The sequence below is a fragment of the Amycolatopsis sp. NPDC048633 genome (assembly GCF_040650695.1).
Classification (GTDB): Bacteria; Actinomycetota; Actinomycetes; order Mycobacteriales; family Pseudonocardiaceae; genus Amycolatopsis.
In genome coordinates this window covers 386,645-406,499 of record NZ_JBEZHS010000003.1, presented here as the reverse complement: position 1 = coordinate 406,499, position 19,855 = coordinate 386,645, and the positions used below count along the sequence as shown (strand labels likewise).

Genomic DNA, 19,855 nt, shown 5'->3' with positions numbered 1-19,855 from the left:
GGTTGTCCTTTCGAGCAGCCATCAGCTGCGGGCGTACGCGCGGCGCGCCACGTCGGCGATCGTCGGCGCGTGAAGCTCCGCCTCGGCTTTCACGTCCGCGATGGTCTGCGAGGCCAGAGACCTGCGCCACGCCAGTTCAGCGCGCTGCATCGCCCCGTTCACCGCGCAGGGGTGGCGGAACGAGGTCTCATCCCAGCCGACCCCCATACCGCGCCGGCGGATCTCCGTGCACTGGAAGAGCGGCTCCGGTCCCTCGATCGCCGTGACCACGTCCATCAAGGTGATCTTCTCGGCGGGTCGCGCGAGCCGGAAACCCCCGCGCGCGCCGGGGAGTGACTCGAGAAGCCCCGCTTTGACCAGGGTCTGCAGTTGCTTGTTCAGGTAGGCCTGCGGCAGTTCGTAGCTGGCCGACAGCCGCGCCGAGGGGACGGGTTCACCGCCCTCGACCCAGGCGAGCGAGAGGAGCACGTGCACGGCCCACTCCACGCCCTGGTTCATCTTCATGAACCTGGATATTAAAGATCCTGGATAACAGGTGTCAATATTACGACGCCCACCAGAGTGACACAAAGACAACTATGCAGTGACCGGCGTCATGGGAACCACTCGATCGGGCGACCTGCCGGGAACGCGGCTGCCAGCCGGGATGCCGGCAGCCGCGTCGCACTACCGGAAGTCACGCTCCCGGCCCGTCCGAGACGGCGGACGGATGCGGAGCCAGCGGCGTGACTTCAATACGCATGTACTTGAACAACGGAAGGTTCCACAGCAGCTCGTGCAACTCGGCGTTGCCCTCGACGTCGAACACGCTGAGGTTCGAGTACTCGCCGACCACCCGCCACAGGTGTACCCACTGGCCAGTGCGCTGCAGCTCCTGACTGTAGGCCTTCTCGGTGGCGAGAAGCTCCTCTCGGAAGCGAGGATCGAGGTCCAGCGGCAGGTCGACGGCCATCCGCACGGCGAACAGCATCCCGACCTCAGGCGGGGTCGAGGACGAAGTCGTAGCGGACCTGCTCGCCGCCACCGTCGGCCGGCGTCGGGTCCAGGATCAGCGCGTCCTTGACCGCGGACGCGATGTCGTCCTTGACGTGCTCGCCACCGTTGAAGTATAGCTGTGTGGTGATCAGCTGGTGGCCCGGCGCCGAAACCTTGACGTGCAGGTGGGCCGGTCGCCACGCGTGCCACCCGGCGGCGGAGATCAGCGCGCCGGTCGCTCCGTCCGTCGGGATCTGGTAGGGCGCCGGGTGGAGGGTGTCGATGGCGTATTTGCCCTCGGCGTCGGTGCTGAACCGGCCGCGGAGGTTCCATTCCGGGATGCCGGGGGCGAACTGCGAGTACAGGCCAGCGTCGTCAGCCTGCCAGAAGTCCACCTCGGCACCCGCGATCGGCTGACCGCCGACACTGCGGACCTGGCCGAAGAACTTCAGCCGCACACCGGGCTCGTCCGCACGCATCGGCAGCGGGCCCGCCGAACCGAACTCGGGAGCACCCTCGACGTAGTAGGGGCCTTCGATGCTGCCCGCGGTCCCCTCCCGGCTCGCGCTGGCCACGTCCTCCACCTCGTGCTCGAGGAACACATCGAGGAACAGCGGCCACTCGCCGTCCGCGCCGACTCGGATCATCCACGCCTTGAACGCGTTGTACTCGTCGTAGGTGACCCCGTGCTTCCGGATGACATCCCGCAGGGCGGCGAGCGCGTCGGACGCGATGGCGTTGACGCGCGCCCGGTCTGTCGCGGCACCGGCCTTCGCGCGTTCCTGGAAGGTCTTGGTCGCCGACGCGCCCGAGCCCGCGGCGGTGGGTGATGCAACCTCGGTCATGACATTTCCTCTCTTCGTGGTGGCAGGAATCAGTCCTGGCGGTAGTGGGCGAGCTTGGCCTCGTCGAGCTGGATGCCGAGGCCATGACCTTCGGGGACGCGGAGCTCACCGTGCTCGATCCGCAAGGGCTCGGCGAGCAGGTCGTCGGTCATGTCCAGGAAGTTCGACAGCTCGCCCGCCCGCCGGGAGGAGAGCTCGAACGCCGCACCGAACACCGCGGCGCACAGGGAGCCGATCTGGCCGTCGATCTGGTTGCCCATGACGACCTCGACGCCGAGCCCGGCACACTGGCTGAGCACTCGCTGCGAGTAGGTGAACCCGGTACGGGCCGTCTTGATGCTGATGCCGTGTGCGGCCTCCGCGAGGAGCTCGCGGGTGACCTCACCGGGCCGGGTGACGCTTTCGTCGGCGTAGAGCGGGATTCGGCTCTGGCGCGCGAGCCAGCGTCGGCCCAGCACGTCGTCGGCGGGGCACAGCTCTTCGGCGAACAGCAGACCGATGTCTTCGAGCGCCCTGAGCGCGGCCGCGGACTCGGACGCCGTCCACCCGCGGTTGCCGTCGATGTAGAGCTCGACTCCGTCTCCGAGCGCGGCACGCAGCGCTCGGCAGACGTCGACGTCGAGTTGGAAGGGCCGGCGCCCGACCTTCACCTTGAACGTCGTTACGCCGTACGTCTCGCGGATCCGCTCCGCTTCGTCGACCATCTCCCCCGGCTGTGCGAACCCGACCATGTGGCTTACGCGCATGCGATCGGTGTAGCCGCCGAGCAACTCGGTCACCGATACACCGAGGCTCTGTCCGATGAGGTCCCACAGGGCCATGTCGACCGCACTCTTCGCGGCCGGATTGCCGACCGTGCGATCGAGCTTGGCGTGCACGGCCTCCCTCGCGAGCGGGGAAATCCCGGTCAGCTGCGGAGCGAAGATCGTTTCGATCACCGCTTTGATCGAGCTCTGGGTCTCCCCGTAGGTGAAGGGCCGCGGTGGCGCCTCGGCCGTGCCGACCAGTCCCGTGTCGGTGTGGACTCGCACGAGGATGTGCTCGGCCGCGTCCACCTCGCCACTCGCGAACCGCAGCGGTTTGCGATAGGGAATGGCGAAGGGGATGGCTTCGACTCTGGTGACTTTCACTGATTACCTCTCTGGCTGCCGGATCAGCGCCGGATCAGGGGGCTGCGCACGACGTTGGCGCCCGCGGCGCGGTCGGCCGAGTCGAAGAAGTCCTCCCGGTAGATGTCCCGCGGGAACAGCCGGGCCTTCATCAAGGCCTTCATCGTGTCCTGGACCATGGCCGGGCTGCCGCAGATGTAGGCGACGTGGCCGCCGGCCCGGGGATAGTCCTCGGCGAGCAACGCGGGGACGCGCCCCGACCTGCCTTCCCACTCCTCCTGAGACAGGGCTGGCCGGTAGGTGAACCAGTCGTTGCTCGCGGCCAGGCCCTCGAAGAACTCACAGTCGTAGAGGTCGGCTTTTGTGCTCACGCCGTGGTAGAGGGTGACCTGGTGCTCGCCGCCGTTCTCGGCGATGTGCTTGACCATCGACTTGAGTGGAGCGAGACCAGTGCCCGAACCCAGGAGGAGGATCGGCTGCGTGCGCATCGGCCGGAATGAGAACCGTCCGTACGGCCCGGACAGCGTGACCTCGTCGCCGGCACTCAAGGTCGAGAACACCCACCGCTCGGTGGCGACTCCGTTCTCCGATCGCTTCAGGTGCAGCTCGATCCGGTTGCCGTCGGTCGGGGTGCTCGCGATCGAGTACGGCCGCTGGTGTCCACCCGGCACGTTGAGCAGGACGTACTGCCCGGGGTTGAACGAAAGCGGCTCATCGAGCACGAGCACCAGACGCCGGACGTCGCGGGCGACCTCCTCGAGGGTGTCCACCCGGCCGCGAAAGTCGCGTACCGGGTGGACACCGACACCCTCGTCCATGTCGACCTCGCCCTCGACCACCACGTCGCTGCGCGGTTGGGCCACGCAGATCAGGGCCGCACCCTCGTCCCGTTCGCTCTCCAGCAACGCATAGGGCGAGGCGTCACCGAGGTCGACTTCGCCGTCGAGGATCTGGGCCTTGCAGGTGCCGCACGTGCCGTGAGTGCACGCGTGCGGTAGCCAGATTCCTTCTCGTAGACAGGCGTCGAGCACCGTCTGGTCCTCACGGCACGGGACGTCGACGCCGAGCGGTTCGACGCGAATGGTGTGGGTCGTCACGAAGTGTCTCCGTTCAGGCGGTGAACTTCAGCAGCGTCTTGTGGCCGATGCCGAGTTCGGACAGCGACTTGTCGCCAGGTTCACCGAGCGGCTGCCCGTCGACCTGCCAGTCGCGCACGGCCTCCGGCTCGAAGTCCGGATCCGACGCGGCCCACGGCCCGACGACGTTCTGCACGAACTCCGGGAAGGGCGTCGCCTTCGGAACGCGGAAGCAGGCGGCCGAGCAGAACAGCGGGTTGCCTTCCCAGTGCACGTAGACGAGTTGGTCGTCGCCGAAGAGCTCGGATCGGTCGGCAGAGGGGAACTCGTAGTCGTAGAGCGCCTTCACAGCCATATCAGACTCCCTGTTCCACGCCGCCGTTGTGCCAATCTGCCCACGACTTCTGGTCGGGTGAGCCCTTGTACTCGCCGTTGTCGCCGTCCTGGATCCCGTACCACTCCAGAACCTCCGGGACCGATGGGCCACCGCAGTTGCCCTGGTAAATCTGGTGCACCGGCAGCCATGCCTGCACGTACTTCTCGGGCTCCCGCTCAAATATCCACTGGCACCCGTCGCTGCAGGTGTGGAACTTCTCACCGCGGAACTCGCTGACGCGGAAGGAGATCTTCCCCGGGTCGTCCTTCTCCGTGAACGCCATCGGGACCTGGCAAATCTGGCACAGCTGCGGCAGGCCCTGGAAGAACGTCCGGCCGCCGCCGGCCTCGATCCGGTGGTGTTTTTCCCAAACCGGCCGGTAGTGCTGGTCGAAGGTTTCCGGGTACTGCTCGGAGAGCCAGCGCATGTGGGACTCACTCGGCGCCTGCGTGGTGAAGGACGCGGCGAAGGAGAAGTTGTGGAGGACCTTGTAGACCTCGTGTGAGAGCTTGTCCTTCTCGGCGATGGCGTCCTGAACGTGCTTGGGCGGACGGATGCCGTAGAACTCCAGGTCCGGGAAGAGCCCACCGAGCATCTGGTCCTCGAAGTAGAGCTCGAACGCCTCCTTCCAGCTCATCACCGGCTTCGGCAGCATGTAGTCCATCATCCCGGCGACCAGCGCGGACATCCGGTACGCCCGCCAGAACCACTTGTCGATCCATTCCTGGATGATCGGCACGTTGCCTTCGTCCTGCTCCAGCAGGAACTTGATGGCCTCCAGGCCGAGCGTCATGTGCCGGCTTTCGTCGGACTGGGCCGAGAAACCGAACGACATCGTCGGCATGTCGCCGTTGAAGCTGGCACCGCTCATGAACGGGACGAAGAGCAGATTGGTGAGGAGGTACTCGAAGCTGAAGGAGATCGAGATGAGGAACTCGAAGGGGCCCGCCGTGATCGCGTCGTCGAACAGCGACTTGGGCACCGACAGGTACCAGACCCGGTCGTGCATCTTCGACCAACTGTGGAAACCGCCGTAGTACTTGTTGTAGCTGCTGATCGTGTGGATCTGCGTCTGGCAGTGCCGGAGCTCGTCCACGCTCTGGCACAGCGCGGCGAAGCGCGGCGCCGGCCCCTCGAGGAATCGGGCGAGGTAGGCGAAGTGCCGGTGCGCGGCGTACTCCAGCGGCGTCACCCCCTGGATGAACAGCCGGATGGCGTTGAGGTAGCTGGCATCGGCCAGACCCAGGTGCCCCTGGCTCTGAGCGAAGCCGTCCATCACAGCGTAGAGCCGCTTGTCCTTTTCGGCCTGGTACTTGTAGTAGGCGTCCACCGTGAGCCGGAACGGGTCTTCCCAGCCGTCCCAGTCGTGGACCTTGATGCCCTCGTAGCTGGTGTGCGGGAAGAGCTCCTCCTTCGTGACGTAGCTCGGTTCCCAGTCCAGATCACGGGTGAGCAGCGAGTAGCGTTCCTTGAGCGGCAGCTTGCGGCGCGGTGCGGTCTGAGTCATTTCCTAGTGCTCCCACTTCACGATGATCCGGTCGTCGTCCCATTCCGAGAGGTTCCCGGCGAAGGACACGATGGCCAGCTGGAACTCGCCGGTCTCCCATTCCCGGCCGAGCTCGCGCTCGACGGTCTCGCGGTTGATGACGATCTGTCCGGCGGCCTGGATCTTGACCAGTCCCGGCAGGTGCCGGACGGTCAGCTCCGGGTTGTCCGCTCGGATGGCCGCGACGAGCGCCCGGTTCTCCTCGGACTCCTGGATGTCGATGCCGACTTGGCGCAGGGTCTGGCTCACGCCGCACCTCCGGTGACCTGGGCCCAGCGCTGCTCGGCCGTGGTGGTCGTCCGGGCGAGTGCGGCGACGGTGCCGGCCTCCGGCAGCTGGTTGTCCACCACACGGGCCAGCTCGGTGGCGGCTTCGTGGGCGAGCGGGTTCCAGGTGGCCACGATGCGGGCGAGGTGCTCACGGTTCGCCTCGCCGTGCTGCTCGTCGCTCGCCCACGCCGAGATCAGCGCGTCGAGCCACTTCCGCTGGTCCTTGAACCAGGCGTGGAAGTACTGAGTGAACAGGCTGTACGCGCCGGCGCCACCGGCGAGCGCGACCTCGTCGAGCTCCCGGTACAGCACGGGGTAGACCAGCGAGTCGACGAGATCGACCGCGACCAATCCCTCGGCCCAGTCCGCCGTCGCCATCGCTTCTTCGGTGAACCGGCGCAGGGGTTGCAGCGGATCGCTCTCCAGCCACTCCCGTTTGGCGACCTGCAGCAGGTCACCGGTTCCCGCCGCCAGGGCGATCCCGACTCGCGAGAGCATCTGCGCGTTGCCGATGCGGTCGAACGCGGCGAAAGTGCAGCATTGCTCCAGCGAGGTTCCATAGGCGAACCGCGCCCCGCCGACGCTCACCATCTGCGCGCCCGATTCGAAGTGCCGCAGCGGCAGGACCACCGACGACAGCACCGTGCGCCACGCCGACGGAAGCTTTGCGAGCAGCTCACGCTCTTCGAGGTAGCTCAGCTGCTTGTTGAACTCGTCGTGGAGCGCGGCGCGGTTGGTGACGTACGGCGTGTAGTAGAACTGCCGCGGGTCCGTGTAGCTGTAGGGGTCGCTCAGCTTCAGCGCGCTGTAGTCGGCGTCGTAGATCTCGCGGGTCGGGTCCCAGGTGGGCCGGTAGTGAAAGTTCTCCCTCGGCTGGACGTCGAGGGTGGCTTCCAGGTAACGGCTGGCCGGCTGGTCCCCCAGCCGGTCGATCACGTTCTGGTAGGTCTGCCGCTTCGGCTCGATGACCTGATAGCGGAGTTCGTATTGCATGGGTCCTCTTCCGGGTCAGTGGTGCACGGGAGCAGTCAGCAGGCTCAGCAGGAGCGCCCGGAGTTCTTCTCCGCCGGCCAGCCGCTTGGGTTCGGGATCGAGCTGGTCACCGATCATCAGTTGGGCGACGCCTTCGCGGCCGGCGATCGCGGTCCGGATGCGCGCGCGACGATCCGCGAAGCCGACGGTGAACGCGAGCTCGCCGTCGCCGCTGTCGTCGACCAGGCTGAAGACCTCACCACGCTCGCGGAGGATCGCGTTCGCCTCGGAGACCATCTGCTCGGCGAGGGAGCGGATGATCACCTGTTCGTCGGTGGCTTCGGCCACCGAGCGCGCGGTGGCCGGTTCGGTGGCCGGCTCGGGAGATTCCTCCCCGTCCAGCAACGACTGGACCTCCAGCATGAACGGGGTCACGGCTCCTCCTCGAGTCCGGGAACGAATGAATTCGCTGTTTCCTGATTCAATCCGACGGATTGCGAATGCGGAAGTACCAGGATCGGCAGAATCGATACGAAGGACGTACGAGTCAGCGCGGCCCGCCGACGAGCGAGTGGGTGCGCGAGAGCACCTTGGCGACGTGAGGCGAGCAGTCTCCTTCGCGCACTGCTACTGCCAGCTCGACCTCGCGGGTCGTGCCGGCCAGCGGCCGGTACTGGGCCCCGGTGATCTGCAGGTGCCGCACGGACGCCGGCACGAGTGCCACACCCACACCGGCCGCCACGAACGAGACCAGCGTCGCCGTCTCGCCCACTTCCTGCACCACGGACGGTACGAAGCCGGCGTACTGGCACGCGTCGAACACGGCGTCGTACACCACGGACCGGTGGCGAGACGGGTAGCAGACGAACGGCTCGTCGCGAAGGTCCGCCAGCCGCACCGTGGCGCGTTCGGTCAGCGGGTGATGCGCGGGCAACGCCGCGATCAGAGGCTCGCGGCGCAGCACGCGGACCACCAGTCCGGGTTCCCGGACTGGTGGTCGGAGGAAGCCGATGTCGAGCGACTCCTCCACCAGCATCGCGACCTGGACCGGGGTGAGCATCTCTCCCTTCAGGTCCAGCTCGATGCCCGGCATCTCCTGGCGCAGCACCCTGGCCAGGGAGGGCAACAGCTCGTAGGTCGCCGAGCCGGTGAACCCGATCGCGACCCGCCCGACCTCGCCGGCAGCTATCCGGCCGGCTTCGACCCCGGCCGCCTCCACTGCAGCGAGGACGGCACGGGCCCGGTCGAGGTACTGCCGGCCGGCCGAAGTGAGCTGCACCCGGCGAGTGGTGCGGATCAGCAGCTCGACACCGAGCTCGGTCTCGAGCTGTTTGATCTGGTGGGACAGCGGAGGCTGCGCCATGTGTAGCCGGTCCGCCGCCCGCCCGAAATGGCACTCCTCGGCGACGGCGACGAAGTACCGGAGATGCCGCAGCTCCATCGGACTTCGCCGTCAGCCGGCGAGCTGCTCTTCAGGTTCGTAGTCCGGGAATTCCGCCTGCGGACCCGCCTGGTTCAACAGTTCCACCGGATCGTCGACCGGCGGGTAGATCCATTCCGTGTTGATGGTGTTCTTGAGGTGCTTGGCCTGCTGTTCCGTCATCTGCACCTCCCGGTCCCAGCCCGAAGTCACGACGGCGCCGGCTGGGCCGAGTGCGAGGCAAGTGACGTACGGCGCCGGCTGGAACGTGACGAGCTGCTCGCCGAGGAGGTCCGCGGCCACGTTGTGCCCGGCGAACTTGCCTTGCGGAAGAGCGTGCTGGCAGCTCTGCATGACGACGCGCCCTTCGGCGGGCGAGACGGCCGCGGCGGTGTCTCCGGCGGCGTACACGTCCGCGAGCCCACGCACCCGCAGGTATTCGTCGACGTCGAGGCGGCCGAGCCGATCCCGTTGTCCGGGGATGGCGGCCGTGAGCGGGCTGGCCGTCATGCCCGCCGTCCACACGACGGTGGCAGCAGGGAGCGTGGTGCCGTCCGAGAGCTGCACCTTGTCGCGGGCAACCTCTTCGACGCTGACGCCGAGCCGTACTTCGACCCCGAGATCGGCCAGCGCCTTCTCGATCGCGGGCCGGGGTCCCTCCCCGAGTTCGGGCCCGACGACATCCAGGCGCTCGACGAGCACGACCCGGATCTGTTCCCGGGGTGCGAGCTCTTCGAGACGGCCGACGAGCTCCGTCGCGATCTCGAGGCCGGTGAAGCCGGCACCCACGACCACCGCCGTGTACTGGCCGCGCTCCGCTGACCGTTCGGGCAGGCGGCGCAGGTGTGCCTCCAACGTCGCCGCGCCGGTCATGGTGTCGATGTCGAAGAGGTGCTCCGCGCCCGGGAACTTCGGGCGGACGACCTGGCTGCCCGACGCGAGCACCAGCCGGTCGTAGTGGATTCGGTCCGTCGTGCCGTCTCGCCGGATCGCGGTGACGTGCCGGTAGGCGGTGTCGATGTCGGTCACCGTTCCGGCGATCCGGCGCACCCCGATCGGTCCCAGCACCCGGTCGAGCGGCACTCGCATCCGATCCGGGTCGGCTTCGTAGAGACGTGGGCGGATGACCATGTCATCACCCGCGCTGATCACGGTGATCTGCAGGTCTCGCTCGGACAGTCCGCGTTCTTGGCGCAGCTTCGCCGCGCTCGCCGCACTCCACACCCCGGCGAACCCGCCACCGACAATCAGGATATTTGACATCCAGGTTCTCCTTCCAAACCGGCCCTGGCTCCACGGCCGACGAGCTGGAACACTAGGAACCTGGATATTTGATGTCAAGGTTTCACCGGTCGTCCGACCAGGTGACAACTGCCTGGATCGAATCAGGTGCCAAGCCGGGAGCACACCATGAAACTGACCACGATCCGTGCCGGGACCGGCACGCGAGCGGCTCGCGTCGAACCTGACGGGACACTGGTCGAACTCGCTTCGCCCGACGTCGGCGCCCTGATCAGCCTCCCGGAATGGCGCACCGTAGCGAGCGCTTCCGGCGGAGCTCGGCACGAAGCCATGCTGAGCGTTCGAGCTCCGATCATCCCTCGACCGGGAAAGATCATCCGGGTCGACTTCGGCCCCTGCCTCGCGGCAGCCTCCATCGAAGGCCGGGGACCTCTCGTCGGCTCCAAGGATGATGTCGTCCTCGCTCAGGGTTCGGTTGCGGCCGGCTGGAACGCGCGACTTGCCGTGGTGATCGGTTCGCGACTGCGGTCAACCGCGCGAGTCGATGCCGAAGCGGCGATCGCCGGTTTTTCGTTGCTGACCGACGTCAACGCCCACGTCCCACACGGCTGCGACCCCGAGGCTCCGCGACGGCAGTCGTCGTCGTTTGGGCCGACGCTGGTCACGCCGGACGACCTGCCGGGCGGTCTCCGGCCACAGCTGTCGCTGCGGGCCCACATCGAAGGTCACCTCGTCCGGGAAGCGAACGTGGCGGCCGTGACCTTCGATCCGGTCGCCGCGGTCCGACACGTCTCGCAACTCGTGCACCTCGAGCCGGGAGACGTGATCGCACTCGCTGCTTGCAGCGAAGCTTGGCGTCACGGAAGTCCGACCCAATCTGACAACAACTCCGTGCTGGAAGTCGAACTCGACGGTATCGGCTTCCAGGAGAACGCGATCCGCCTCAGATCCGCCCTTGTTCCAGCAGCTCGGCACCCGAGTCGGTCAAGCTGAGCGGGCGCCCCGCGGTCTCCGCGAGGTGACCGGAGCTCACCAGGTCCGCGCAGGCCTCTGCGATCCAGAGCGGCACGGCGCGCCCATCATCGGTCACCAGCCGTTCATATCGACGGAGCGTCCCTCGTGCGGCCCGGCGCAGGGCCAGCCACGGGACGAGCCCAGCCGAGGTCGCCGCCGGAATCACCACCCCGATCGTCCACCCGTTGCCGAGAAGGACAACGCACGAGCGGACGCCAGGAGCACTGCCTGCGCAGGCAGTTCGAGAGGCACCGACCGGTCGGTCCAGCGCCACAAGCCGAGCAGCTCGGTCTCCGGGCTCGGAAGGACCACCGAGGCCTCATCGCCGACGACGTTGACCCCGATCGGGAGCAAATTACGAGCGTTGTCCGGCCCTACGCTTCCCGGGCCGGTGAGGAACGTCCACCGCTTCCCGCCAGGGTGCGCCACAGCCGGCGCCGGAAGGCTCTGCAAGCGCAAGGCGACGGCGACGCGGTGCGCAAGGTCGGCGGGCATGGTGACCGCGCCGACGAGCCCATCCAGGCGAACGACGATCCGGCTACCGTGGACCACCCGCGCCGGTAACCCGCACACGGTCGAGTAGTGCCTGCACCGTTCGATCGCGGTACTCCCCGCATCGAGCGGGATGGAGCCGACCTCGACGGACACGTCAACCAGTCCCTTCAGGAGCCCACGTCACCCACATCGAATTCATGGATATTAGACATCCAGGATATTTGTGGTCAAGGATTACCGAAGACTGGACCATGAGGTTGTTACCAGGTAACCATTTGTGACGAGAACCCGGATGGGTGATGTCCCGAATCATACCCGGCGGAGGTAACCTCAGCTCATGATTCTCAAACCTGGCACCGGCAACACCTACGAAAACCTGCTGACCCAGACGCCGCCGTTCGTACCCGAAGGCGCACACTTCATGGTGGGCGTCGTCACCGTCCCCCCAGGCGACCCTGGCGCCGGCCCTCACCGCCACTCGGGCCCCGTGTTCGGCTATGTCCTCGAAGGCGAAATCCTCTTCGAGCTCGAGGGTCAGGAGCCGTACCCGATCAAGGCCGGCGAGGCGTTCTGGGAGCCCGGTGGCGAAGTCGTGCACTACCAGGCCGGCAACCTGCGCGACGACATCGCGAGCAAGTTCGTCGTCTGCATGGTCTGCGCGCCCGACATCCCGATGCTGACCTTCCTCGAGGACGACGAGATCCGTGAACGGGACCACCTGCGCCACCCGTCGGCCCGCCAGGCGACTTCGGGCTGACCTCTTTCATCGCACCCGGATCGTCCTGCTGTCTCCGGTACGGCGCCGGCCGGAGACGGCAGGCTCCGGTGCCGCCCCATCCGATCGGCTGACGCCGGGCGCGGGAACCATGACGACGTGGAAGATGTTCCCACGCCGACTGCGAAATCGTCACACCCCGAAACTGAGGTGATCCCTGTGGGAACGGACCGTCCGCGCACCCCGCTGGGCATCGATCTGCTCATCGACGTCGGCGCCGACGGCGAGCCGCGAGCGCGGTCGATCGAATTGGCGCTGCGTCAAGGAGTCTCTTCCGGCCGGCTACCCGCCGGAATGCGCCTGCCCAGTACCCGGAGCCTCGCCGACGACCTCGGGATCGCGCGCGGAACGGTCGTCGCGGCCTATGCCCAGCTGGCAGCCGAAGGGTGGCTCGTCAGCGCCACGGGTTCCGGCACCCGCGTCGCGGAAGTCCACCGCCCGCCCACGACATCGACGTCCCCGACGGCCGGCCCACCGGCGCTGGCACGCGGGGTGATCGATCTCCGTCCCGGACGGCCGGACCTCAGTCTCTTCCCGCACACACTGTGGTCGGCCAGCGTCAAGCGGGCGCTGGCGACGGCGGGCGCCGACAGCATGGACTACGGCGACCCGGCGGGCCTGCGAGCTCTCAGGGAGGCGGTCGCAACCTACGTAGCCCGCGCACGCGGAGTGCATGCCGAGCCCGAAGCGGTGGTCATCACGAGCGGTTTCAGTCACGCCCTGGCACTCGTGTCACGCGCGCTGCGCGAGTTAGGGGTCAGTGTGATCGCCACAGAAGAACCGGGGCTCGCTCACCACCGGCGTCTCGTCCGCGGCGCCGCCGTGGAGACTGCCCCGCTGCGGGTCGGACCGAACGGCGCCGACCCGGCCGCCGTCCCGGCGCGGGCGGGGGCGGTCCTGCTGACCCCCTCTCACCAGCATCCCCGCGGCGTGGTGCTGAGCCGCGAATCGCGTGCCGCGTTCCTCCACTGGGCCGACGCCCATGACGGCTTCATCATCGAAGACGACTACGACGGCGAGTTCCGCTACGACAAGCAGCCCGTCGGCGCGATGCAGGCGCTCGATCCCGGTCGGGTCATCTTCGCGGGCAGCACCAGCAAGGCGCTGGCTCCCGGACTGCGGATCGGCTGGCTGGTGCTGCCTGAACGGCTCCGCATCCCCGTGCTGGACGCCCTGACGGTCTCGGGCGCGACAGTCGGCGCGCCCGACCAGCTGGCGCTCGCCGATCTGCTCGAACGCGGGGACTACGACCGACACGTACGCCGGGCACGTCTGGCGTACCAGAAGCGCCGGGCCGAGCTGGCCGGCCGGCTCTCCGACGTCACGAAGGTGCCCTTGGACGGTGTTCCGGCCGGGCTCCACGCGCTTCTCCCCCTGGCCTCGAACCAGGAGGAGAAGCGGCTGGTCGACGCCGGTCTCGCCGCCGGTGTTCACCTCATGGGCGTGCAGGCCGGCGGCTACTGGCAGTCCGCCGAACGCGGGAAGCCCGGCCTTATCATCGGGTACGCAACGCCGCCCCAACACTCGTGGCGCTCCGCGCTCGATGTACTCACCCGGTTGCTCCACGGCGCGGCTGTCACGCCCTGGTGAATCCGTCACGCCACGACGGCCTGCCCGGCACCCAGTCGAGCTCCTTGCGCGCGTACCTGTTGTCGGCGCCGCGTGCCCAGCCCGTCCGCTCGGCGTCAGCACGCGTCGGCTCCGACGCTCCCACGGCGGCGCAGAACACCGGGACCCACTCGTGGCCCGCAGCCGGCTCGTCGTCGCAAACGTTCACCGGGCCCGAGGGCCAGCTCAGGGCGGCCACGGCGGCCGAGGCAGCGTCGTCGACGTGCACGAAGCTGGAAACGTCCGCGTTGGCCGGAACGTGCCCCGCCTGGGCCAGCTGCGCCATCAGGCCACCTCGCTCGTACCAGGTTCCCGGTCCGTAGAGCGTGCCGTAGCGCAGCACGACCCATTCGGGCAGCTCGGCGACGGCCATCTCCAGCGCCGCGATACCTTCGACTGTGGCGACCCGGTCGGGAGCGCCGTGCAGATCCAGTGGCGTGTCCTCGACCGCCGGCTCGTCACCGGGCTCGTAGGCCCACGCGATGCTCTGCGCGACGATCCTCCGCACTCCGGCGGCCTTGGCCGCGTCGACGAGGTTGCGGGTACCGACCACGCGAACCTTCGCGTTGGCCGCCCGGTCGCCGGAACCGAGGTCGGTCAGCTGATGCATGACGACATCGGGCCGCACAGCGCGGACCGCCTGCGTGAGCGCCTCTGCGTCGTAGACGTCTCCGACGACAGCCGCCGCACCGAGCGCTTCGATCCTGTCGGCCGAGTCCTTGCTCCGCGTCAGCCCGACCACCTCGTGGCCCTGGCCGAGAAGTGCGGGCACCGTCCGGCGGCCGATGGCGCCGGACGCGCCGGCGAGGAAGATCCGCATCATCGTCTCCTGTTCAGTTCTGCGCGGCCGGCCGCGGCGCGCGCCGGTCGGCGCGTTCGGCCAGCTCCTCCGGGCTGACGAACGTCAGCATGTCCTGCCCCGGCGCACAGATCATCACCACGACGAACCGGCTCCAAGCGTCGGCCAGGCTGTTCGCCGCCTGGTAGTGGATCACGTCACCACCCGGCTCCCAGAAGGCTTCGCCGGCCTTCACCACGCGCTCGGGTTCGCCCTCCAGCTCATAGATCATTTCGCCTTCCACCATGTAGCCGAAGACGGGACCGGAGTGCCGGTGCGGCGGAGTACCCGAATCGCCGGGCGGGAGCTCGATCGTCGCGGTCATCACGTGCGCACCAGCCGGAATGTCCGGCGTCTGGGAGAGCAGCATCGAGATGACAGAGTTGGTCTTGGGCTGTGTTTCGGTCATGTCTTCACGCTAGGTAAGTCCGGGGGTGGACGTGTAGTCCACTTTCCGGTTCTCCCGATGGACCGATTCACCCGGTGGCTCGGACCACACCCGGCGAATCTCGGAAAGGGTCGTGCACCAAACGTCCCCGAAGCCACGGAGGTACCGCAGAAACTCCTCGAGCGCAGCCACGTGGTGGGCCCGGCCGATGACCTGCGGACGAATCGTGAGCGTGTAGACGCCGTCCTGAACGCGGAGGTGTGCGTAGTCGAAGATCTCCCGCCATCGCCGGAACACGGGCCGGTGATCTTCGACGCACGGCCAGTCGTCCAAGTACCAGGACACAGGTATCTCCAGCACACCGGATTCGTGACCGCTCGGGCGATAGGGCTCGAACTCCGTCCCGGCCAGGGAACTGTCCCAGGCGAACCCCGTGTCACCGAGAATGCCCAGGGTCGCATCGGTGAACGCCCACTCCGGGGCACGGAAGCCGGACGGCGCGCGACCGACCACTCGATCGTGGCGGCGCAGCCGGGTTCCCATGAGTTCCCGCTCGCGGTCCGGCTCCGGCACGCCGCCCTCGTGATGACAGCCGTGCAAGGCGATCTCGTGTCCCTCGTCGAGTACGTCTTCGACGACATCCGGGAAGTCGACGAGGTCGTGGTCGGACGTCGGCCACGTCGTGACGACATCGAGGTCACGGAAGAGCGCGAGCAGGCGAGGTATGCCGACGTCGACTGCGAAGCGGCGCGTCGAGGAGGCATGGTGCCCGACTCCCGCAATGGTTCCCGGGCGCAGCGCGTCGGTGTCGAAGTCGACCGAGATGGCGACCGCGATCCGTACGCCCGTAGGCAGGTGCACAGCCATGGCAACCCCTTTCCGGGCGGACAACGTCCACCACTGGGACAAGGGCCACACTAGGCGCGCACGAAGCGGCGAGACTGATCCATTCCCGGACTTCTGATGTGGACCGGTTGGCGGCAGCGAGCTGGAAGCAGCAGTCGCCGCCGGTCAACTGGCCCAGGAAATCTACAGTGGACTGGACCAGATCCGAGGTCAGGACTCCAGTACCGTTGGGTGCACATCCTGATGAACACCGCAAATTGGCCGCCAGCCTCTGCGGCGGCTCAGACTCTCCGGGACCGCGACCCACTCCCTTCGTCGCCGGAGAGTCGCCGGTCCGGTGGGTGGTGAACCCCCAGCACCACCCACCGGTTCCCGGGTAGGCATTGCGGCGCTCACAGAAGAGCTGGGCGCGGCGCCCAGGTCCCCACCGGGCGCCACGCCACCTCCCCGGATGCGCTCCCCAGCGCATCCGTCCCCTGTGGCGCCCGGTGTCCCCGCCGGGTACCGCAGTCGTCCGTCGTGCGTGCCAGGCCCCGAACCTCGATCACGCGTACCGCCGGACTTTCGCGGCGAGCTCTCCGCCGCTGGTTCCCAGTCAACCAGGGAACCCGTATGTGTCTCGTGCGCTACCAGCACAGAGATCGGCAAGTCACCTGAGTCGGCGACCCAACCGCCTCACCTCCGCGTCGAACGCGCGGCCTTGAAGTATTCCCGGTTGAGGGTCGCGATGCTCGCGAACGGGATCCCCTTCGGGCACGACGCCACGCACTCACCGGTGTTCGTGCAGCCGCCGAACCCCTCGGCGTCCATCGTGTCGACCATGTCCAGCACCCGCTGGGTGCGCTCCGGCTGCCCCTGCGGCAGCAGGCTCAGGTGCGTCACCTTCGCCGCGGTGAACAACATCGCCGAACCGTTGGGGCACGCCGCGACGCAGGCGCCGCAGCCGATGCACGTCGCGTTGTCGAACGCCAGGTCCGCGTCCGGCTTGGGGACCGGGGTCGCGTGCGCGTCCGGGGCGCTGCCGGTCGGGGCGCTGACGTACCCGCCCGCCTGGACGATCCGGTCCAGCGCCGAACGGTCCACCACCAGGTCCTTGATCACCGGGAACCCATGGGCACGCCACGGTTCGACGTCGACCACCTCGCCGTCTTCGAACGACCGCAGGTGCAGCTGGCAGGACGTCGTGCGCTCCGGTCCGTGCGCCTGCCCGTTGATCACGACCCCGCACGAGCCGCAGATGCCCTCCCGGCAGTCGTGGTCGAAGGCCACCGGCTCCTCGCCGTTCGCGATCAGCTCCTGGTTGAGCACGTCCAGCATCTCGAGGAAGGACATGTCCGGGCTGACGTCGCCTACCGGGTAGGACACCAGCCGGCCCTCCGTGGCCGGGCCGGCCTGCCGCCAGATACGAACGGTGAGTTTCACTTGTAGCTCCGCTGAGTGGGGTGAACGTGGTCGAAAGTCAGTTCCTCGCGGTGCAGCACCGGCCCTGTGTCCGGCCCGCTGTATTCCCACGCCGCGACGTAGGAGAAGTGCTCGTCGTCGCGTTGTGCCTCACCCTCGGGGGTCTGGTGTTCTTCGCGGAAGTGCCCGCCGCAGGACTCCTCGCGAGTGAGAGCGTCGATCAAGAGCAGCTCGGCAAGCTCGAGGAAGTCGGCGACCCGTCCGGCCTTCTCGAGCTCCTGGTTGAATTCCGCACCGGCGCCGGGGATGCGGACGTCGCGCCAGAACTCGTCGCGCAGCTCGGGAATCCGGTCCAGAGCCTTGCGCAGGCCTTCGCGACTCCGGGACATTCCACAGTGGTCCCACATCAACAGCCCGAGTTCTCGGTGGAACGAGTCCACGCTTCGGGTGCCCCTGACCGCCAACAGCCGGTCAAGTCGCTCTTGTACCCCGGCCTCGGTCTGCGTGACGGCGGTGTCATCGGCCGCGACCTCGCTGAGACCGCCGCGCCCGATGTAGTCGTTGAGCGTGGCCGGGAGTACGAAGTAGCCGTCGGCGAGGCCCTGCATCAGCGCCGACGCGCCGAGCCGGTTGGCGCCGTGATCGGAGAAGTTCGCCTCCCCGATCACGAACAGGCCGGGGACAGTGCTCTGCAGGTCGTAGTCCACCCACAAGCCGCCCATGGTGTAGTGGATCGCAGGATAGATGCGCATCGGCACCTCGTACGGGTTCTCCGCCGTGATGCGCTCGTACATGTCGAAGAGGTTGCCGTACTTGGCCTCCACCGCGGCACGGCCCATCCGGGCGATCGCGTCCGCGAAATCCAGATAGACACCGAGCCCGCCCGGCCCCACACCGTATCCCGCGTCGCACTGGTTCTTGGCCGCCCGCGACGCGATGTCCCGCGGTACCAGATTGCCGAAACTCGGGTACAGCCGCTCGAGATAGTAGTCGCGCTCGTCCTCGGGGATCTCGGCCGGCGGCCGGGTGTCGCCCTTTTCCTTCGGCACCCAGATGCGCCCATCGTTGCGCAGCGACTCGCTCATCAGCGTCAGCTTCGACTGGTGCTCCCCCGACCGAGGGATACAAGTCGGATGGATCTGGGTGAAACACGGGTTCGCGAAGTATGCACCGCGCTTGTGCGCCCGCCAGATCGCGGTCGCGTTCGACCCTTTGGCGTTGGTGGACAGGTAGAAGACGTTGCCGTACCCCCCGGTCGCGAGCACCACCGCGTCGGCCAGGTGCGTGCGGATCTCACCGGTGACCAGGTCACGCGCGACGATGCCGCGAGCCCGCCCGTCGACCACGACGAGGTCGAGCATCTCCGTCCGGGGGTGCAGCTCGATGTTGCCCGCGTCGATCTGGCGCGAGAGCGCCTGGTACGCGCCGATCAGCAGCTGCTGGCCCGTCTGGCCGCGGGCGTAGAACGTCCGCTGCACCTGGACACCGCCGAAGGATCGGGTGTCGAGCAGGCCGCCGTATTCGCGGGCGAACGGCACCCCCTGGGCCACGGCCTGGTCGATGATCTGGGCCGACACCTGAGCCAGGCGGTACACGTTGGACTCCCGGGAGCGGAAGTCCCCGCCCTTCACGGTGTCGTAGAACAGGCGGTACACCGAGTCGCCGTCGTTGCGGTAGTTCTTGGCCGCGTTGATCCCGCCCTGCGCCGCAACCGAGTGCGCGCGGCGAGGCGAGTCCTGCACGCAGAACTGCACCACGTGGTAGCCCTGCTCGGCCAGCGTCGCCCCGGCCGAACCGCCGGCCAGCCCGGTGCCGACCACGATCACGCGATGCTTGCGCCGGTTCGCCGGGTTCACCAGCTTCGCCGCGAACTTCCGTTCATCCCACCGGTTCTCCAACGGAACTGTGGGTGCTTTGCCGTCGACGATCGGGTCACCGGTCACGTACTCGGCCATGGTCAGTCCACCAGTCCCGTCATGATGCTGATCGGCACGAGAGCGAATCCGGCAGTGATCACCACGGCCATCCCGCTGCCGAAGATCTTGATCGCCCGCTCGCGCCGCACACTGGTGACGCCCAGCGTGCGCGCGGCGCTGGCGAACCCGTGGTTGATGTGCAGGCCCAGCATGGCCAGGGCGACCAGGTAGAGGATGTTCACCCACCAGACCTGGAAGTCCGCCACGAGATTGTGGTACGGGTCGCCCTCCACGAAGTCCTGGTTGACCGTGCCCACCGTCAGGTCCAAGAGGTGCCACACGACGAACAAGGCCAGCGTCGCGCCGCCCCAGCGCATCGTGCGTGTTGCGAAGGTCGCGCGCACCGGCCGCCGGTGGACGTAGCCCACCGGCCGCGCCCGGTGGTCACGGCGGACCAGTTGCACCGTGGCCGTGATGTGCAGGACGACTGCGACGATCAAGCCGGCCCGCAGGATCCACAGGAACCAGGCGTAGTGGAGCACCGGCTCACCGATCGTGCGCAGCCAGTGGGCGTACCCGTTGAGATCCTCGGGGCCGAAGAAGGTCTTGAGATTGCCGATCATGTGCGCGACCACGTACGACAGCAGGATCGCGCCACTGATCGCCATGACGATCTTCTTGCCGATAGTCGAGTCCCAGAACTGCCTGACGGCTGTGCGGCGCCGCCGCGCTGCGGGTCGGTTT

General features: G+C 67.7%; 22 protein-coding genes. 3 read left to right on the top strand and 19 right to left on the bottom strand.

The window, feature by feature from the left end; all coding sequences use genetic code 11:
* Positions 1-21: 21 nt before the first annotated feature.
* The 12 genes from AB0C38_RS10575 to AB0C38_RS10520 all read right to left on the bottom strand — a co-directional run bounded on the left by AB0C38_RS10575 (position 22) and on the right by AB0C38_RS10520 (position 9,851).
* On the bottom strand, positions 22-504 hold the full coding sequence (locus tag AB0C38_RS10575) for an Rrf2 family transcriptional regulator (RefSeq protein WP_360669815.1): 483 nt from the start codon (positions 502-504) through the stop codon (positions 22-24).
* Between the two features lie 172 nt (positions 505-676).
* Positions 677-970, bottom strand: coding sequence for a muconolactone Delta-isomerase (catC, locus tag AB0C38_RS10570; protein ID WP_360669812.1), 294 nt, complete (start codon positions 968-970; stop codon positions 677-679).
* A 7-nt stretch (positions 971-977) separates the two neighbouring features.
* Positions 978-1,820, bottom strand: a complete 843-nt coding sequence (gene catA / locus AB0C38_RS10565; protein ID WP_360669809.1) for a catechol 1,2-dioxygenase — start codon at positions 1,818-1,820, stop codon at positions 978-980.
* A 29-nt stretch (positions 1,821-1,849) separates the two neighbouring features.
* Positions 1,850-2,950 (bottom strand): enolase C-terminal domain-like protein, encoded by a 1,101-nt coding sequence (locus AB0C38_RS10560; RefSeq protein ID WP_360669806.1) that lies wholly within the window; start codon positions 2,948-2,950, stop codon positions 1,850-1,852.
* Between the two features lie 23 nt (positions 2,951-2,973).
* The gene (locus tag AB0C38_RS10555) at positions 2,974-4,026 is read right to left on the bottom strand and encodes a 2Fe-2S iron-sulfur cluster-binding protein (RefSeq protein ID WP_360669803.1); all 1,053 of its coding nucleotides are present in this window, start codon (positions 4,024-4,026) and stop codon (positions 2,974-2,976) included.
* 13 nt (positions 4,027-4,039) lie between these two features.
* Positions 4,040-4,360 (bottom strand): phenol hydroxylase subunit P4, encoded by a 321-nt coding sequence (locus AB0C38_RS10550; protein ID WP_360669800.1) that lies wholly within the window; start codon positions 4,358-4,360, stop codon positions 4,040-4,042.
* A gap of 1 nt (position 4,361) precedes the next feature.
* Positions 4,362-5,888 (bottom strand): YHS domain-containing protein, encoded by a 1,527-nt coding sequence (locus tag AB0C38_RS10545; protein ID WP_360669797.1) that lies wholly within the window; start codon positions 5,886-5,888, stop codon positions 4,362-4,364.
* 3 nt (positions 5,889-5,891) lie between these two features.
* Complete coding sequence (locus AB0C38_RS10540) at positions 5,892-6,176, bottom strand: MmoB/DmpM family protein (protein WP_360669794.1); 285 nt, start codon at positions 6,174-6,176, stop codon at positions 5,892-5,894.
* Entirely contained in the window at positions 6,173-7,189 is a 1,017-nt protein-coding gene (locus AB0C38_RS10535) for a phenol 2-monooxygenase (protein WP_360669791.1), read from the bottom strand. The genes AB0C38_RS10540 and AB0C38_RS10535 overlap by 4 nt, the downstream gene beginning before the upstream one ends.
* Positions 7,190-7,204: 15 nt before the next feature.
* The gene (locus tag AB0C38_RS10530; protein WP_360669788.1) at positions 7,205-7,603 is read right to left on the bottom strand and encodes a hypothetical protein; all 399 of its coding nucleotides are present in this window, start codon (positions 7,601-7,603) and stop codon (positions 7,205-7,207) included.
* Positions 7,604-7,715: 112 nt separating this feature from the next.
* Complete coding sequence (locus tag AB0C38_RS10525) at positions 7,716-8,609, bottom strand: LysR family transcriptional regulator (protein WP_360669785.1); 894 nt, start codon at positions 8,607-8,609, stop codon at positions 7,716-7,718.
* Between the two features lie 12 nt (positions 8,610-8,621).
* Positions 8,622-9,851 (bottom strand): FAD-dependent oxidoreductase, encoded by a 1,230-nt coding sequence (locus AB0C38_RS10520; RefSeq protein ID WP_360669782.1) that lies wholly within the window; start codon positions 9,849-9,851, stop codon positions 8,622-8,624.
* Between the two features lie 147 nt (positions 9,852-9,998).
* Between AB0C38_RS10520 and AB0C38_RS10515 the strand changes: the two genes are divergently transcribed.
* Positions 9,999-10,823 carry a fumarylacetoacetate hydrolase family protein gene (locus AB0C38_RS10515; RefSeq protein WP_360669779.1) on the top strand — a complete coding sequence of 275 codons (825 nt, stop codon included), beginning with the start codon at positions 9,999-10,001 and terminating at the stop codon, positions 10,821-10,823.
* Between the two features lie 183 nt (positions 10,824-11,006).
* Here AB0C38_RS10515 and AB0C38_RS10510 read toward each other — a convergent pair whose 3' ends face one another.
* On the bottom strand, positions 11,007-11,492 hold the full coding sequence (locus tag AB0C38_RS10510) for a hypothetical protein (protein ID WP_360669776.1): 486 nt from the start codon (positions 11,490-11,492) through the stop codon (positions 11,007-11,009).
* A 184-nt stretch (positions 11,493-11,676) separates the two neighbouring features.
* On the opposite strand from AB0C38_RS10510, the gene AB0C38_RS10505 reads away from it, so the two are divergent.
* On the top strand, positions 11,677-12,096 hold the full coding sequence (locus AB0C38_RS10505; RefSeq protein WP_360669773.1) for a cupin domain-containing protein: 420 nt from the start codon (positions 11,677-11,679) through the stop codon (positions 12,094-12,096).
* Positions 12,097-12,273: 177 nt separating this feature from the next.
* Complete coding sequence (locus AB0C38_RS10500) at positions 12,274-13,704, top strand: PLP-dependent aminotransferase family protein (RefSeq protein WP_360669770.1); 1,431 nt, start codon at positions 12,274-12,276, stop codon at positions 13,702-13,704.
* On the opposite strand, the gene AB0C38_RS10495 is transcribed toward AB0C38_RS10500, so the two are convergent.
* The 6 genes from AB0C38_RS10495 to AB0C38_RS10470 all read right to left on the bottom strand — a co-directional run bounded on the left by AB0C38_RS10495 (position 13,691) and on the right by AB0C38_RS10470 (position 19,779).
* On the bottom strand, positions 13,691-14,542 hold the full coding sequence (locus AB0C38_RS10495; protein WP_360669767.1) for an NAD(P)-dependent oxidoreductase: 852 nt from the start codon (positions 14,540-14,542) through the stop codon (positions 13,691-13,693). The two genes, AB0C38_RS10500 and AB0C38_RS10495, sit on opposite strands and share 14 nt — an antisense overlap.
* Positions 14,543-14,555: 13 nt before the next feature.
* A complete protein-coding gene (locus AB0C38_RS10490) occupies positions 14,556-14,969 on the bottom strand; it encodes a cupin domain-containing protein (protein WP_360669764.1) in 414 nt (137 codons plus the stop codon).
* Between the two features lie 9 nt (positions 14,970-14,978).
* The gene (locus tag AB0C38_RS10485; RefSeq protein ID WP_360669761.1) at positions 14,979-15,815 is read right to left on the bottom strand and encodes a polysaccharide deacetylase family protein; all 837 of its coding nucleotides are present in this window, start codon (positions 15,813-15,815) and stop codon (positions 14,979-14,981) included.
* Between the two features lie 654 nt (positions 15,816-16,469).
* Complete coding sequence (locus tag AB0C38_RS10480) at positions 16,470-17,216, bottom strand: succinate dehydrogenase/fumarate reductase iron-sulfur subunit (RefSeq protein WP_360669758.1); 747 nt, start codon at positions 17,214-17,216, stop codon at positions 16,470-16,472.
* Positions 17,213-19,150 (bottom strand): fumarate reductase/succinate dehydrogenase flavoprotein subunit, encoded by a 1,938-nt coding sequence (locus AB0C38_RS10475; protein ID WP_360669755.1) that lies wholly within the window; start codon positions 19,148-19,150, stop codon positions 17,213-17,215. The genes AB0C38_RS10480 and AB0C38_RS10475 overlap by 4 nt, the downstream gene beginning before the upstream one ends.
* A gap of 2 nt (positions 19,151-19,152) precedes the next feature.
* Positions 19,153-19,779: a succinate dehydrogenase cytochrome b subunit gene (locus tag AB0C38_RS10470; RefSeq protein WP_360669752.1), complete on the bottom strand. Its 627-nt coding sequence runs from the start codon at positions 19,777-19,779 to the stop codon at positions 19,153-19,155.
* Positions 19,780-19,855: the final 76 nt, after the last annotated feature.